At 35.9% G+C, this 16990-nt stretch carries 14 protein-coding genes; all 14 read right to left on the reverse strand.

Translation table 11 applies throughout. The annotated features are described in order from the left end of the window. Position 1: 1 nt before the first annotated feature. Positions 2–820 (reverse strand): MIP/aquaporin family protein, encoded by an 819-nt coding sequence (locus tag KM885_RS05690; protein WP_047184727.1) that lies wholly within the window; start codon positions 818–820, stop codon positions 2–4. Between the two features lie 343 nt (positions 821–1163). Continuing rightward, the gene (locus tag KM885_RS05695; RefSeq protein ID WP_084824056.1) at positions 1164–1712 is read right to left on the reverse strand and encodes a glycerol-3-phosphate responsive antiterminator; all 549 of its coding nucleotides are present in this window, start codon (positions 1710–1712) and stop codon (positions 1164–1166) included. A gap of 9 nt (positions 1713–1721) precedes the next feature. Next, positions 1722–2243 carry an acyltransferase gene (locus KM885_RS05700; RefSeq protein ID WP_047184728.1) on the reverse strand — a complete coding sequence of 174 codons (522 nt, stop codon included), beginning with the start codon at positions 2241–2243 and terminating at the stop codon, positions 1722–1724. Beyond that, positions 2244–2882: a pyrophosphatase PpaX gene (ppaX, locus tag KM885_RS05705; protein ID WP_047184729.1), complete on the reverse strand. Its 639-nt coding sequence runs from the start codon at positions 2880–2882 to the stop codon at positions 2244–2246. Continuing rightward, positions 2857–3804: a nucleoside recognition domain-containing protein gene (locus KM885_RS05710; RefSeq protein WP_047184730.1), complete on the reverse strand. Its 948-nt coding sequence runs from the start codon at positions 3802–3804 to the stop codon at positions 2857–2859. Before KM885_RS05710 ends, ppaX begins: the two co-directional genes overlap by 26 nt. Positions 3805–3914: 110 nt before the next feature. Continuing rightward, complete coding sequence (lgt, locus tag KM885_RS05715) at positions 3915–4748, reverse strand: prolipoprotein diacylglyceryl transferase (RefSeq protein ID WP_047184731.1); 834 nt, start codon at positions 4746–4748, stop codon at positions 3915–3917. Between the two features lie 13 nt (positions 4749–4761). Then, positions 4762–5700 (reverse strand): HPr(Ser) kinase/phosphatase, encoded by a 939-nt coding sequence (gene hprK, locus KM885_RS05720; protein ID WP_047184732.1) that lies wholly within the window; start codon positions 5698–5700, stop codon positions 4762–4764. Positions 5701–5932: 232 nt separating this feature from the next. Continuing rightward, positions 5933–6598, reverse strand: coding sequence for a bacillithiol biosynthesis deacetylase BshB2 (gene bshB2, locus KM885_RS05725; protein ID WP_047184733.1), 666 nt, complete (start codon positions 6596–6598; stop codon positions 5933–5935). Positions 6599–6619: 21 nt separating this feature from the next. Next, positions 6620–6973, reverse strand: coding sequence for a YojF family protein (locus KM885_RS05730; RefSeq protein ID WP_047184734.1), 354 nt, complete (start codon positions 6971–6973; stop codon positions 6620–6622). Between the two features lie 146 nt (positions 6974–7119). After that, a complete protein-coding gene (uvrA, locus tag KM885_RS05735) occupies positions 7120–10002 on the reverse strand; it encodes an excinuclease ABC subunit UvrA (protein WP_145523684.1) in 2883 nt (960 codons plus the stop codon). Between the two features lie 8 nt (positions 10003–10010). Next, positions 10011–11996: an excinuclease ABC subunit UvrB gene (gene uvrB, locus KM885_RS05740; RefSeq protein WP_244986920.1), complete on the reverse strand. Its 1986-nt coding sequence runs from the start codon at positions 11994–11996 to the stop codon at positions 10011–10013. Between the two features lie 334 nt (positions 11997–12330). After that, the gene (locus KM885_RS05745; RefSeq protein ID WP_216883664.1) at positions 12331–13521 is read right to left on the reverse strand and encodes a PDZ domain-containing protein; all 1191 of its coding nucleotides are present in this window, start codon (positions 13519–13521) and stop codon (positions 12331–12333) included. A gap of 262 nt (positions 13522–13783) precedes the next feature. Continuing rightward, positions 13784–15250 carry a S41 family peptidase gene (locus tag KM885_RS05750; RefSeq protein ID WP_145523683.1) on the reverse strand — a complete coding sequence of 489 codons (1467 nt, stop codon included), beginning with the start codon at positions 15248–15250 and terminating at the stop codon, positions 13784–13786. 234 nt (positions 15251–15484) lie between these two features. Next, on the reverse strand, positions 15485–16915 hold the full coding sequence (locus KM885_RS05755; protein WP_060668034.1) for a murein hydrolase activator EnvC family protein: 1431 nt from the start codon (positions 16913–16915) through the stop codon (positions 15485–15487). Positions 16916–16990 lie beyond the last annotated feature (75 nt).

Consider the following 16990-nt stretch of genomic DNA (forward strand, 5'->3'; position numbering starts at 1 on the left):
ACTAATTGTTTTTAGCTGATATTATTTCTTTCTTTTTCAATTCAATATTTGCAGCGACAATTACTATTAAGGCTACAAAAACACTTAATACCCAGAACATCACGGAAAAATTCCCTAGAAATATCGCATTATAAAATAGGGCGCCATAAACACCACCAATTATTGGACCAAAGACAGGAACCCAAGCATACCCCCAGTCCGATTTACCTTTCCCTGGTATCGGTAGAATTGCATGAGCAATTCTCGGTCCTAGGTCACGAGCCGGGTTAATTGCGTATCCCGTTGTACCACCTAATGACATTCCAATTGCTACAATTAAAGCACCAACAATAATCGGATTTAATCCTTCTGTAATTTCATTTGCACCAATAAACATCAGTCCCATCATTAAGACAAATGTACCAATTATCTCACTAACCAAATTGGATAGAGGGCTTCGTATTGCTGGATCTGTTGCGAACACTCCTAATTTCGCTCCTTTATCCTTTGTTGCCTTCCAATGTGGCAAATAGTTTAGAAAAACAATAACCGCTCCAATAAATGCACCAATCATTTGTGCTGTAATATAAAGTGGGACCTTTGCCCACGGGAATTCACCAGCTGCTGCAAACCCTAATGTTACAGCAGGATTGATATGGGCACCAGTAAATTTACCTACTGCATAAACCCCCATTGTCACAGCAAGACCCCAGCCAATGGTAACCACTACCCAACCAGAATTCTCGGCTTTCGTCTTTTTTAATACTACACCACCTACGACACCTCCACCGAAAATAATAACGATCATAGTTCCTATAAGTTCAGCCAGAAATTCTGACATTTCTACCATACCTCCGTTTCTTAGATGTATCTATAAGCAAGTTATGTTATTTTGAAAAACTTTATTCACTCGTCCTTTAACGAATCCATAATGTTTTTCCTACAGAGAAATATAAAGATTGAACTTATTAATCCTTTTGTTTTACTTGAAACGTTAAAATGTTAGCGTCGCTTGCTAAATTTCCCTAACGTGAAATAAAAAGAGCCCACACTAATTATTCATACCCTTTTTTTATAAAAGTACGATAAACGTGTGGGACTCCATTTCTCCGTCACAATATTAACTTATGTTTAGATGTTACTACACACTGAAAACGTTGTCAATAATAAAATATTATTTCTTATTATGATAAATGCCATAAATTCTTTCTTGAAGTTGAAACAGCAATTGCTCCTGCATCATACGCTGCCTTTACATCATTTGAGCTTGTTACTAACCCTCCCGCTATGATAGGAAGATTTGTTTTATCATAAATTTGTTTAATGATGCTTGGCATGATACCTGGAAGCACCTCAACACAATCGGGTTTAATACGATTAATCAATTTCAAATTATTTTCAAGTGCGATACTATCTAACAAAAACATACGTTGAATCGCTAATAATTGGTGTTTTTTTGCTAACGTAACCACATTTCCTCTGGTAGATAAAATACCATCTGGTTTCATTTCATGTACCAAAAATTCCATTCCATAGTCATCTGACTTTAGGCCATGGATTAAATCAAAATGAACAAGCACATTTTTATTTGCCTTTTTCGCATAATGTATCATACTCTTCAATTGACTAATTCTAGTTTCTAAAAAAACAACTGTGTCAAATGGTGTCTCAATGGCTAATTCAAATTCTTTCATTTTTCTTACTGCTGGTATAATACCAGTAGGAATTTCCAACCTTTTCACCTACTCTTCTCTTAAGCTAACTTTTCTTTTTTCCATTTCCTCTTTTGTATAAATAATTTTCATTGGGTTCCCTCCAACGAATGCACCTTCAGGGACATCTTTATGAACAACTGATCCTGCAGAGACAATGGCACGGTCGCCGATGGTCACTCCAGGAAGAATGGTAGAATTTGCTCCGATCATAACTTCATCACCAATGATGACCTCTCCCACACGATATTCATCAATTAAATATTCATGCGCTAAAATAGTTGAGTTATATCCGATAATACTATTTTTACCAACCGTGATTTTTTCGGGATACATAATGTCTGGGACAACCATAAAGGCAAAGGCTGTTTTATCGCCAATTTTCATATGCAACAACATGCGGTACATCCAGTTCTTTAAACGCATAAACGGGGTATATCTTCCAATAATGATAACAACCGTATTTTTAAATACTTTAAAGAAAGAAATCGTTTGATATATTTGCCATAAGGAATTTGAATTCTGTACTGGGTATCGCTTCGTTTTACGCATTTATTCGACTCCTACGATTTTTAATAAATCACGCATATCTTCTAACATATAAGTTGGATTATACTTCATTAACCGCTCTTTTCCTTTAAAGGACCATGCCACTCCTGCTGTTTTCACTCCCGCATTTTTACCTGCTTCAATATCGTGAGAATTATCTCCAACCATTAATGTCGTTGTTGAATCTGCATCTAATTGTTTCATCGCCTTCATCACAGGTTCAGGATGTGGTTTGGAATGTGAAACATCATCAAGTGTCACGATTGTATCGAAATAATCTTCTATACCTACTATACTAAGTCCGCGATGGACACTATCGTTCATTTTCGTTGTCACAATCCCTAGCTGGAAGCCTTTTTCTTTAAGTATATCTAATACTTCTACTACATTCGGAAAAGCCTTTACATAATGATCGTGTTCCCTTAAGTTATGTTCTCGATAAACATCGATCATTTCTTCCACACGGTCTTTATCAATGTTTGAAAAAGTTTCCCTTAATGGTGGTCCATTAAACTCTATAATTTCCTCTCTTGTATAAGGTAAATTATAATGTTTAAACGTATGGGTAAAAGAAGCAATGATTAGTTCATTTGTATCAATTAATGTTCCGTCTAAATCAAATAGTATGGTATGTATGCTCATTTTCTCTTTCCTTTCTAGAATGTTTATTCATAACTAAAGCAACACACATAGTTAAAAGGATTGCTGTAGTCAATCGAATTACTAACAGTGGCCAGACCGGGATTCCTAATGGGATAAAAACCAACGTATCTTCAACTACTGCATGACATGAAACAAGAAATATAATCGCTAAGTACATATCTTTCTTAGATACCCCATCCTCTTTCACCGCCTGAATCATTAAACCTGCTCCATATGCTAAGCCTATTGTAAGCCCTGCTACCATCGTCATTGATGTATTCTTGTTCATTCCAAGCACTTTCATGAAAGGAGCAAAAGCGTTGGATAATTTATTTAACCACCCTTTTTCACGTAATATCTGCGTGAAAATCATTAATGGTATCACGATTGCAGCTAATTGAATAATCGCCAAAATTGAAGTTTGTATACCATGGAAGATGATTTCGCCCCATCCATTAGGTTCCTCTGTTGCCGCTATAAACCCATATTGTGCAGCTTGTGATCCACCACTCCAAAACAAGTTGATAATAACCGCAGAAAGTACCGCTAACCCAAGACGGATACTGACAATAATCCACCATTTAATTCCAACTTTAGTAGCTACAGCAGATTCAATGAGTAAATTATGAGAGAACGAAAGCATCATAGCCATAATAAATACTTCTTTTACAGTAAAATCAAACGAAATAATTGCCCCAATTCCTGCGTACAAATTTAAAAAGTTCCCAAGCACTAAAGGAACTGCTGCCTCTCCTGATAAACCTATAAGGCCCATCACCGGCTCTAATATATTGATTAGCCATGGGAGTAAAGGAGTAAACTGTAAAATGGTAACAATTAATGTAACTGGAAAGATTACCTTCCCTAATGTCCATCCGGTTATTAATCCTTGTATAAAACCGCGTTTTAAAATACCTGTCATACGCAATCTCCTTTACGTTAATGTTAATCCATTTATTTTTTCTTCCTTAAAAGATTTGTATGAAGTGCAATTAAGGCATTCGCCTAAAAGCTTGACGAATGCCAAGTACTCTAACCTTTTTTCTTTTTATTATTGGGAATATCATTGTATCTGATAGTTGTCGTTTTTCGTCGGTAAATGATCAATAGAATTGCTGTAACAATAGCAATGACAGAAACTATTTGGGCTGTTCTCCATTCACCAATAACATATAAACTATCCGTTCTCATACCCTCGATAAAATAGCGTCCAATCGAATAGCCAATGACATACGTTAAGAATACTTCCCCACGTAATGGATTGTATCTTCTTAATATAATAAGTAAAACAAAGATTAAAATGTTCCACAATGATTCATACAAAAATGTTGGATGGTAGGTAACCCCATTAATTGTCATTTGATTTATAATAAAATCCGGGACAATATCATAAATAATGGACCCATCAGGGAGTGGGCCACCATGAGCTTCTTGGTTCATAAAATTTCCCCAACGTCCAATTGCCTGAGCGAGAATCAAACTTGGAGCTACGATATCAGCCAATTGCCAAAAAGGTATCTTCCTAGCACGCGAAAAGACGATTGCAGTTAATACTCCCCCAATAATAGCACCATGAATAGCTATACCGCCTTCCCAAATTGCAAACACTTTCCAGAATGGACCATTCGCGTAACGTTCACTCCATTCAAACGTAACATAATAAATTCTTGCACAAATAATCGCTATAGGTACCGCATAAACAATGAAGTCGATTAGCAGTTCTTTATTTAGACCAAGGCGATCCGCTTCTTTCATAGCTAGCCATAGTCCCAATCCAGCACCTACTGCAATGATTACCCCATACCAATAAATGGTTAACGGGCCAATTTCTATAAATACTCTATTTAATGGTGCAGTTAAGATCATTTTTAAACCTCACTTATTCTGAAATATCTTTTTCAAGTTCAATCATTTGGGTTAATCGATCTGAAAATTCTTCTGCAGCATTTACACCCATATTTTTCAATCGGAAATTCATTGCTGCGACTTCGATAATTACAGCAAGATTTCGGCCTGGACGTACTGGTATCGTTACCTTAGGTAAATCTACGTCCATAATTCTCATTTTATCCTCATCTAAACCGAGTCTGTCGTACTGTTTCTTTTCATCCCAAATTTCCAAATTGACGGCTAAAGCAATCTTTTTATAATTACGGACTGCCCCAGCTCCAAATAAGGTCATGACATTTATAATTCCCAATCCACGTATTTCAAGCATATGTTCAATTAATGGTGGAGAAGTTCCAACTAAGGTGTCATAATCTTCCTGTCTAATTTCCACACTATCATCTGCAACTAACCGGTGCCCCCTCTTAACCAATTCAAGTGCAGTTTCACTTTTTCCAACACCGCTTTGTCCAGTAATGAGTACACCTACCCCATAAATATCAACTAAAACACCGTGTACGGCTGTAAATGGTGCAAATTTTGCTTCCAAATAGTTTGTTAACCGACTAGTGACCCTAGTCGTTTTTCTAGGAGAAAGTAAAATAGGTACTCCAGCATGATCTGCAGCTTTGATTAACTCCTCTGGAACTTTCATACCACGGGAAATGACAATACATGGTGTAATGTCTGTACATAATTTTTCTGCTCGGTCTTTTCTTTGTTCAGGTGACAATTCAAGAAAATATGTCATTTCTGTCTTTCCAATAAGCTGTAAACGCTCTTTAGGATAATATTTAAAATAGCCAGTCATTTCGATTCCTGGACGAGATATATCGCTTGTAATAATTTCTCTATGTATACCATCTTTCCCTGCAACTAGAGTTAGATTAAAATTATCCAGTAGATCTTTTGTGCGTACTATTGCACCCATTCAGGTAGCCTCCTTCAATAATAACTGCTAATATTATAGCATAAAAAAATATAGGCAATACACCTACTAGATTTTTTTGATTAAAACTAGTACACGCGATTGGGCTAGGCGATTATCTTAGTTGCACTTTACAAATCTTTACGGTGGGACGGTTAATTGGATCCCAGGACTAAAAGTTTATTATAACTTCTTGCTAAAAAAAAAAACCTAACATAAGTAGGTTCCTTTATTCTTAAAACTTCCATATATAGAATCTTTCTATTCCCATGTTCTGTTTTGCAATTTCTTTTAAATCAATATTGACACTTGCTTCGTCTCTTCGTTGCCCTAAAACACCTTGTGCTTGAGAAGCATGTGCGAATATTGCATCGATTTTCTTATCAAAAATAGCCGTTATATCATTTTCGATTTCAGGCTTTCCAAGTACCTCTTCATAATCATTGGATATAGCTTGAGCCCAAACGGTTGGTCGATCTTCAGGATTCATTAGGCGAACAGCTTCAATGGCAGCTGCACCTAATGCATTATGATCCGGGTGAACTGCATAGTCTGGATAATGCGTGATAACTAGGCTAGGCTTAATTTTATCTAAATATGATTTTAAATCTAATGCAATTTGGTTACGGTCTTCGAATTCAATTGTTTTATCGCGGTAACCTAACATTTCTAAATTCATATCCAGAACTTCACATGCATCTATTAGTTCTTTTTTTCTAATTTCAGGTAATGTCTCGCGGTTTGCAAATATAGGAGATCCCATATTTCTTCCCATTTCTCCAAGTGTTCCACATAAGTACGTAACAGGCACACCTTCTTCCCGAAATTTTGCAATGGTCCCCGCAGCTCCAAATGATTCATCATCTGGATGTGGGTAAATAACAACAACGTGTTTTTCCATAGTTAACGTTCCTTCCTTCACTTAATAGCTAAATGGTGTTTCACTTATCTGTAGGGAAACCATTAAACGTCCTTCTCTATCATGACCGGCCATTAATAGTTTAGAATCTTCATGAATGGTCCAATCCGTTAGACCTTCCGCATAAATCCATCCCATTTCCATTTTAAGACCGACACGATATGACTTTCCATCTCCTACAATTTTCGCTTGGTTAAAGGAAACTTTCGCATTTCGTATATATGCACCAACATTATATGCTTTTTTATTAATATGGCTCGCGTATGCACCATTTGTTGTTTCCAAATGGACATATACTTCTTTATTTTTAAATCCATCAATTATTTTTTGAACTTTTTCCAATTCAATTGGTTTCATTTTTGTTCCTCCAATTCTTCCTCTATTAACTGTAACGGAAGAACAAAATACAGTCAAAAATTTGGTTTGTTTAAAATAGATTGTAGCCCGAAATACACTCCTCGTTCTTAAGGATCATATATTCGGGCTGCTTGGTGTTTCCACTTTTATTTCGTACTAATTTTCTCTTTTTCGGTAATTAGTTCTTCCATACGTTTTTGGTCTCTTTCTAGTACTGTTTTAAGGTACTGACCAGTATAGGAAATATCAGATGCCTCCGCAATTTCCTCTGGTGTTCCAGTTGCAATAATTTGCCCACCACGATCTCCACCTTCAGGGCCTAAGTCAATAATATGATCGGCACATTTAATAACATCTAGATTGTGTTCAATAATTAAGATGGAATCCCCGTTTTCTACGATACGTTGTAAAACAGATAGAAGTCGCTTAATATCATCAACATGTAAACCTGTTGTAGGTTCATCTAAAATATAGAAAGTTTTACCTGTTGATCGTTTATGGAGCTCACTCGCTAACTTCACACGTTGGGCTTCTCCGCCAGATAACGTAGTTGCAGGTTGTCCTAATTGAACATACCCCAATCCAACATCAACTAATGTTTGGAGTTTTCGTTTGATTTTAGGGATAGGAGCAAAAAATTCTAATGCTTCTTCAATTCGCATATCCAAAACGTCTGAAATACTTTTTCCTTTATATTGTACTTCTAATGTTTCACGATTGTATCGTTTTCCATGACAAACCTCACAAGGAACGTAAACATCTGGTAAGAAGTGCATCTCAATTTTAATAATTCCGTCTCCTCGACAAGCTTCACAACGCCCACCTTTAACATTAAAACTGAATCGGCCTTTTTTATAACCTCTTACTTTTGCTTCATTCGTTTGTGCATACACATCACGAATATCGTCAAAAACCCCCGTATATGTTGCCGGGTTGGAACGTGGTGTTCTTCCTATCGGTGACTGGTCAATATTAATCACTTTATCAAGATTATCTAATCCCTTGATTTCCTTATGTTCCCCGGCTTTTATATTGGCTCTGTTCAATTCCTTCGCTAGCGATTTATAAATAATTTCATTTACTAATGTACTCTTACCTGAACCTGAAACTCCAGTAACTACGGTCATTAATCCGATCGGTATTTTTACAGATACATTTTTCAAATTATTCTCTGACGCACCAATAACTTCAAGTTTTCGTTTATCTCCTTTTCTCCTGCTCGCAGGAAGTGGGATAAACTTTTCTCCTGATAAATATTTACCAGTAAGTGAATTTTCGTGTTTCATTACGTTTTCCGGTGTATCACTTGCTATGACTTGACCACCATATTCCCCAGCTCCAGGGCCTATATCGATTAACCAATCCGCAGCAAGCATGGTATCTTCATCATGCTCCACTACGATTAACGTATTATCTAAATCACGCATCTGTTTTAACGTACTTATAAGACGGTCGTTGTCTCTTTGATGTAATCCAATAGATGGTTCGTCTAGCACATATAACACTCCGGTTAATGCGGATCCAATTTGAGTAGCTAATCGAATACGTTGTGCTTCTCCACCAGATAAAGTACCTGCAGCACGAGACATTGTTAAATAATCCAATCCTACATTGACAAGGAACGATAAACGATTATTAATTTCTTTTAAAATCATTTTTGCAATTTGTTTTTCTTTCTCCGTGAAATCTACTTTCTTAAAGAATTCCATTGCTTCCATGATAGAATAATCGGTTATATTGCTAATATGTAACCCATTAATTAATACCGCTAATGCTTCTTGTTTCAATCGGTGTCCTTTACATTTAGGACATTTTTTTTCCGTCATATATTTCTGTAGTGTATCCCTTGTAAAGTCAGAGCTTGTTTCTTTGTAACGTCTCGCAATGTTGTTCATAACACCTTCAAAGTAAATATCGGTATCCCTAATGTTTCCAAATTCACCTTCATAGTAGAAATGAATTTTTTCATTTCCACTTCCATATATGACTTTATCCATTTGTTCCTTTGGCAAATCTTTCACTGGGGTATCCATGTCAATGTTATAATGCTTGCAAACACTTTTTAGTAATTGTGGATAGTATTGTGAACTAATAGGTTCCCAAGCAACAATCGCATTTTCATTTAGTGTTTTATTCCAATCAGGGATTACTAAATCGATGTCTACTTCTAGTTTTGTACCAAGTCCATCACAAGCAGCACACGCACCAAAAGGGCTATTGAATGAAAATAAACGTGGTTCTAATTCTCCAATGGAAAAACCACAAATAGGGCAGGCATGATTTTCACTAAAAGTTAATTCTTCTTCTCCAATCACATCGACAATGATTTTTCCTTCACCCAATTTCAATGCTGTTTCAATGGAATCACTCAATCTTCCTTCTATACCCGGTTTTACAACTACACGATCAATAACCACTTCAATCGAATGCTTTTTGTTTTTTTCCAGTGCTATGTCTTCTGTTACTTCACGCATTTCTTTGTCTACACGAATTCGGACATAGCCTTCTTTTTTCAACTTCTCTAGAACTTTTTTATGTTCACCTTTTTTTCCAGAAATAACTGGAGCAAGTATCTGCATTTTGGTTCGCTCTGGATACTCTATGATTCGATCAACCATTTGTTGAACAGTTTGTGATGCTATTTCGATTCCGTGCTTTGGGCATGTTGGGTGCCCCACTCTAGCAAATAAAAGACGTAAATAGTCATAAATCTCTGTAACTGTTCCAACCGTTGACCTTGGATTACGACTTGTAGTTTTTTGATCTATTGCAATTGCTGGGGATAAGCCTTCGATCGAATCGACATCTGGTTTTTCCATTTGACCTAAAAACTGTCTTGCATAGGCAGATAGGGATTCAACATATCGACGTTGACCTTCTGCATAGATTGTATCGAAAGCGAGCGAAGACTTTCCCGAACCAGATAATCCTGTAACCACTACAAGTTGATTTTTCGGGATATTAATATCAATGTTTTTTAAATTATTGGCCCTTGCTCCCTTTATTTGTATCGTTTTATTCGTAGACATATTTGAAATCACGCTCCCGCTTTCAGTTCAAAAATAATATCACGGAGTTCAGCAGCTTTTTCGAAATCAAGCGCTTTTGCTGCCTCTTTCATTTCCTTTTCCATTTGTTCAAGCACTTTTTCCTTTTCCTTCTTCGGTAACTTCTCTATTGCTTTAGACTTACTATCATATTTTTCAGTATCCTCTGCAGCCATTGTTGCACGGATCACATCACGTACTTCTTTCTTAATCGTTTTTGGTACGATGTTATGTTCCTCATTATATGCCATCTGTTTTTCCCGACGTCTTCCTGTTTCATCAATTGCTTTCTGCATCGAATCCGTTATTTTATCTGCATACATAATAACTTCTCCATTTGCATTACGTGCCGCCCGACCAATTGTTTGGATTAAAGATCGTTCAGAACGAAGGAATCCTTCTTTATCCGCATCTAAGATAGCAACTAACGAAACTTCTGGAATATCAAGTCCTTCACGAAGTAAGTTAATTCCAATAAGTACATCATATTTTCCTATTCGTAAATCACGTATGATCTCAATTCGCTCTAATGTCTTAATTTCTGAATGTAAGTAGGCAACCTTCATCCCGATTTCTTTCAAATAATCGGTTAAATCCTCAGACATCTTTTTCGTTAAAGTTGTTACAAGGACACGTTCATTTTTATCGATTCGTTGATTTATTTCTTTAATTAAATTATCAATTTGTCCTTCAATTGGACGTACTTCTATTTTCGGATCTAGTAATCCGGTCGGGCGAATTATTTGCTCCGTCATTTCTGGAGAATGTTCTAACTCATATGGCCCAGGTGTTGCAGAAACATAGACAAGTTGATGTGTTTTCTCTTCAAATTCCTCGAATTTTAAAGGACGGTTATCCAAAGCAGATGGTAAACGAAAACCGTGATCCACAAGTACTTGTTTTCTAGCTTGGTCCCCATTATACATTCCCCTTATTTGCGGCAACGTAACATGGGATTCATCAATAACAACTAGGAAATCCTCTGGAAAATAATCGAGCAACGTATATGGTGTCGCACCTGCTTCTCTTAAAGTCAAATGTCTAGAATAGTTTTCAATCCCTGAACAAAAACCCATTTCCCGCATCATTTCTAAATCATAATGGGTTCGTTGTTCTAGCCTCTGTGCTTCTAATAGTTTGTTGTCATCCCGTAATTCTTTCAATCTTTCTTCTAACTCTTTTTCGATATTAGCTATAGCCAATTTCATTTTTTCTTCTCTCGTAACGAAGTGGGAAGCAGGGAAAATAGCAATATGTTCTCTGTCACCAACTATTTCTCCTGTTAAAGCATCAACTTCTCTAATTCGGTCTATTTCATCCCCAAAGAACTCAACACGAATACAATGTTCCTCTCTAGATGCGGGAATAATTTCAACCGAATCCCCCCGAACTCGAAATGTTCCGCGCCCGAACTCAATATCATTTCTAGCGTATTGAATATCCACTAATTCTCGGAGCAATTGATCACGATCTTTTTCCATCCCCATACGAAGGGAAAGTACTTGACTACGATATTCTTCTGGTGAACCTAAACCATATATACAAGACACACTTGCTACTATTAATACATCATTTCTTTCAAAAAGAGAAGATGTGGCAGAGTGCCGTAATTTATCTATTTCATCATTAATACTTGCATCTTTTTCAATAAATGTATCTGTAGAAGGGACATATGCCTCAGGTTGATAATAATCATAATAGCTAACAAAATACTCCACTGCATTATTGGGGAAAAACTCCTTAAATTCACTATATAATTGCCCTGCAAGTGTTTTATTGTGAGCTATCACTAATGTTGGACGATTAATTTCTTTAATTACATTGGACATCGTAAATGTTTTACCAGTACCTGTTGCACCTAATAAAGTTTGGTGTCGTTGACCAGCCAACACTTTTTCCGTTATTTCTTTAATTGCATTTGGTTGGTCCCCTGCTGGTTTATACTTAGATACTAATTCAAACTTATTATTATCCAAAATGTCCGCCTCCGTTCTTCTTTCCCTATATTCTATCATATCTGCTTCATATTTTAACATAGCACGAACAAATATTCGATTCATAAGTATTAACGCTTTACTATTTTATCCATAATTTGCAGGGAAAATAAGGAGACAATGAGGACAGAGGTACTTTACGGGAATTTGGATCTGCCTCTCCCTTCTTTGTTTCCCTGAAGCTTGTGGTGAGGGTCTTACTTAAATGAGATAAATTAACATTTTAGCCAACGAGCCCCATGTATCAAAAAAAGACCCCTATCCACGATAGAAGTCTAATAGCATGAAGAGCTTTAGCAGGCTCTTAAGCTATTCATTAATTTACCTTTTTCATCTTTTCTTTGTGAGGTTTCTCAGAAAATAATAATCCCAATTCATGATGTTCCCCTTCATAATAGGCGCCCTGTACAAACCTTACTTCTTTGTTATCATCTAAAACATCTAATTTAAAGTAGGCTCCACTATTTTGTAAGGCTAGATAAAATTGATGAACATTATTTACCTTAATTCCGTTTACCTTTGCGATGATTTCTCCGACTAGAACTCCACTTCGTTCAGCGGGAGTACCAGGAATAACACTTACAATTTTAAGCCCAGCATTTTCTGGATGGAAATAAGGTAATCTTACTTTATCGCCGTATCTATAACGATAATGAATATATTCTTTTCCTAAAATGGCTACAATTAATGCAACAAAGGACAACCAATGTATGAAGATTCCACCTACTGCAATGGCAACAATCCCAAATCCTAGTAACATAATATATTTCGAAAGTTTCTCCGCGGCTTGTTTTGGCATGTGGCCTTTTGCAATATAGTCAAACCCAATAATAAAAGGAATAAGTACGGTGCCAAAACTTTGATCACCTAAAGAAACAACTGGCCAGTAAGGCTCAATAGGAACAATATTGCCAGTAGGAATTAGCATAAAAAATGGAATGACAGCCATTCTTTTTAATCGGTGCTGACCTACCCAAATTCCTCGTCTACTTAATGATAGGCTTGGAAAAGTTCGATTTCGTTTTATGCTTTTAATTAAAATCGCCTCTACAATTAAAAATAAACCTAATAAAATAGATAATACGGTAAAGTTTGTTTCCATTGTAAAGGACATACCGAATAACTCTAAGTCTTTCGATACGAATGGCAAAAATAAAAACAATAAGTAAGTAATACCTATCGTGTATATCGGTGAAAGCAGCGTAAAGCGCATTGTTATACTTAATAGAATAGTTAATATACATAGTAAAATGATAGTCTCATAGTTAATAACCATACCTGTCCCTAAAGTAATAACCGAAATGATTATACCAGAAACAATTGCAATCAAGTGCGTGCCTTTCCATTCAGAAAAAATATCAAAAACTTTAGAACCGAAATCAAGGCGTTCATCTTTAATGCGTTTATAGCCAGAAAAAACAACTAATAAAATAGACCAATATACAAGAGGATTTAAGAAGAACCTTCCAATTCCTTTTAACACTTCCATGAACCAATCTTCTATCAAGTTCATCACCTTCCAACAAGATGCATTTAAAAATATATTCGATTAAGGAGACTTCCATCCGTGGAGGGTTTCCTTCATCCCCACTAATGGTTAGTCGCACTTATCGGACCATTACGGACAGTTGATCTCCCACCTACTTCTTTGTTTCCCCAAAATCTTGAGGTAGGATAAATAAATGTATTTTCTGCATCATACTCTAATTGAAGTATAACAAAAAAATGAAATAAAATCCGTGGTTTCCCACGGATTTTATTTTCTAACATTATTTATATATTTCTTCTAATGCCTTTTTCAATTGTTGATCATCTTCACCATTTCGAATATGTTCTATTACTTTAGCTTCAATAAGACCTGCAGTATTCTCATCGACCTTTCCTGTTGCATCCAATTTATTGTCTGCTTGGAACTGTTTCACTGCTTTTTCCGTTTCCTTATTGAAGTAACCATCTGTACGACTTGTATCATAACCTAACCCACTCAACATTGTTTGCATATTTCCAATTGCTTCATTGGTTTGATCGTATTGTAAAGGTTTTTCAAGTGAAATTGGATTCGTATAATAATAATCAGGTTGACTTACATCGATAGTTGGTTCTACCCCAACTTCATTGATCCATTTACCTTTTGGAGACAGCCATTTGTTTGTAGTAAGTTTTAAAGAACTTCCATCTCCAAGAGGAATAGCTTGTTGAACCGTTCCTTTACCATAACTAGTATGACCAACTATATCATAACCTAATTCCTTCATCGCTACGGCCAATATTTCCGAAGCAGACGCACTACCTTCATCAATTAAGACACTAATTGGATAAGATTTTTTCTCATCAAGATTAGAGTAATATGGCTCTTTATTACCATTTGCATCCTCAATCTGAATATATGGGATATCTTTCGGTACGAATAAGGATAATATTTCCTCAATTACATTTAGGAGTCCTCCAGGATTACCTCTAACGTCAATGATTAAACCTTCTATCCCTTTATCTTCCAACGTATCCAATTGTTCTTTAAATTCGGTATATGTATGCTCAGAAAAATTCGTAATCTCGATTATACCTGTTTTCTTCCCATCGACCGTTTCTATTTTATTATATACTGTTTCAACCGGGATTTCATCACGAGTTATCGTCAAATCAAAAGGATCTTTAGCCCCAGCACGTCTTATTTCTAGTACTACTTTTGATCCTTTTTCTCCGCGAATTTTAGCTACAGCTTCATTTAGATTTAATCCTTCTAAGCTTTCCCCATCAACGGAAAGCACTTCATCATTCGGTCGCATTCCCGCTTTTTCTGCTGGGGAATCCTTTATAGGCGCTACAATCGTAACAACACCATTTACCATACTTACTTCTGCACCGATACCTTCAAAGGATGATTCAATTTGTTCATTGAACTGATCCATCATTTCAACATCTAAATAAGAGCTATGTGGATCCTCTAAAGTGGCAAGCATTCCCTCAATTGCTCCTTCGGTTAACTGCTTATCATCAATATCTTCAATATAATTATCTTGAATCAGCGCAAAAGCCTGTGCTACTTTTTCCATATCCTTAGGCAATTGATCGGACTGAGCTCCTTTTTTACCGAAAAGAACAGAATCCGTAATGGATGTTTGCCCCTTATCATCATCATTCGCTTGAGCCAACTTCACACCAGTGTAAGCACCAATACCACCTAAAAGTAAAGCCCCAACTAAAATGAGGATAATATGCGAATTTTTAAGTCTCATTTTTCCACCTCAATATTTTAGTTAACTTTTAACCATTGTATAACGAACAGCTTTTCATTTTCAAACCCCTTCTTATCTGCTAAAAAAAGCATAACACGTTATATTGCATTTTACTATTAGAAAAACTATAACAAAGTAATTTCATTTATTAACGATTGCATACACTACTGGGTCTTTAAATCAGTAAATAAAAAAGAAGACACTGCTCGTGATGAGCAATGTCTTCTTTTTTATTTAAGGTAGATAGTTCATTGGATCCTTAGCGTTAGCATCGCCATTCCATCCACCTTTATGAATTTCAAAATGTAAATGTGGACCAGTTGAATGGCCAGTATTACCAGAATTACCAATTACCTGTCCAGCACTAACAACATCTCCAGATGATACAGCCATAGAACTTAAATGAGCATATAACGTTGTATAAGTTTCACCATTAATAGAGTGCGCAATTAGGATTACATTTCCATATCCATTCATCCCAGGACCATGCTCTTTATTTGTTTGAATAACAACACCAGGTGCAGCTGCTTTAACTGGAGTTCCTACTGACACAGCAAAATCTATACCTCTGTGAAGTTTACCCCATCTATGACCATAAGTAGAACTGATCGTACCTGATGTTGGCCAAGAAAACGTTCCATTTCCACCACCACTTTGTGTGGTAACTTCCGGTGTAGACTGTGATGGACTGGATGTAGAACTTGATTTAGAATCTGAACTAGATGATGAAGTATTATTATTTTCACTAGCTTGCTTCTTAGCGGCTGCAGCAGCCTCTGCTTCTTTTCTAGCCTTTTCTTCTTGCTCTCTAGCAGCTTGTTCTAATTTACCTTTTTCACTTTCTGCTATTTCCTTCGCTTTAGCGGCAGCAGCAGCTTGATTTGCCAAAATTTGTTTTTCATCTTCTATAGATATCTTATATTCCTCAAGATGATTATGTTCCTCTTCCAATTTTTCCATAATCTTTTCTTTTTGTGCTATTTGCTTATCTAAATCTTGTTTTAAAGATTCTAATTCTTTCTTCTGGGCCTCTAAGTTTGCCTTTTCAGTTTCAATTTTTTCCTTTTTATCTTCCACTTCTATTTTTGCAGCTTCTAAAGTTGCTTTATCCTTCTTTTGTTGATCCATTATTTCTTTATCAGAATCCATTATTTTATTAACAGAAATTGATCTACTAATAAAGTCTCCGAAACTTTGTGAACCAAAAATCACTTCTATGTATGGCATCTCTCCACCATTTTGTTGAATGGAACGTAATCTGTCTTTTAGTAACTTATCTCTTTTTTCAATTCTTTCTTCTAAGTCTTTAATTTCTTTCTTTAGTTCTTCGATTCGATTTGTTAGATCTTCAATTTCTTTATTCGTTGCATCTATTTGTTTCTCTTTAGCATCTATCTTATTTCTTGTATCTGTTAATTTCTGATCAATATTATTTATATCGGATTGCGTCTTGTTTTGTTCGGCTTTATTATCATTTATTTTGTTTTCCGTCTCGTTTTGTTTTTCCTCTAATTTGTTCGTTTCATTTTGTTTAGTATTTTGTTCTTTCTCTAAATTCTCAATTTCCTTATTTAAATCTTCAATGGATTGTGCCGATGCTTGTTGAATCGGACTTAATGATATTACTAAGGTTCCGATTAACGCACATGATAATGCCTTCTTCATTTCAATCTTCCTTCCCCATAAAAATTAACCTTAATATGGAATTGTTAATGAAACATGATCTATGTATAATGCACT

Origin of the sequence: Oceanobacillus caeni, from assembly GCF_019037185.1 — a bacterium.
Taxonomy (GTDB): Bacteria; Bacillota; Bacilli; order Bacillales; family Amphibacillaceae; genus Oceanobacillus; species Oceanobacillus caeni.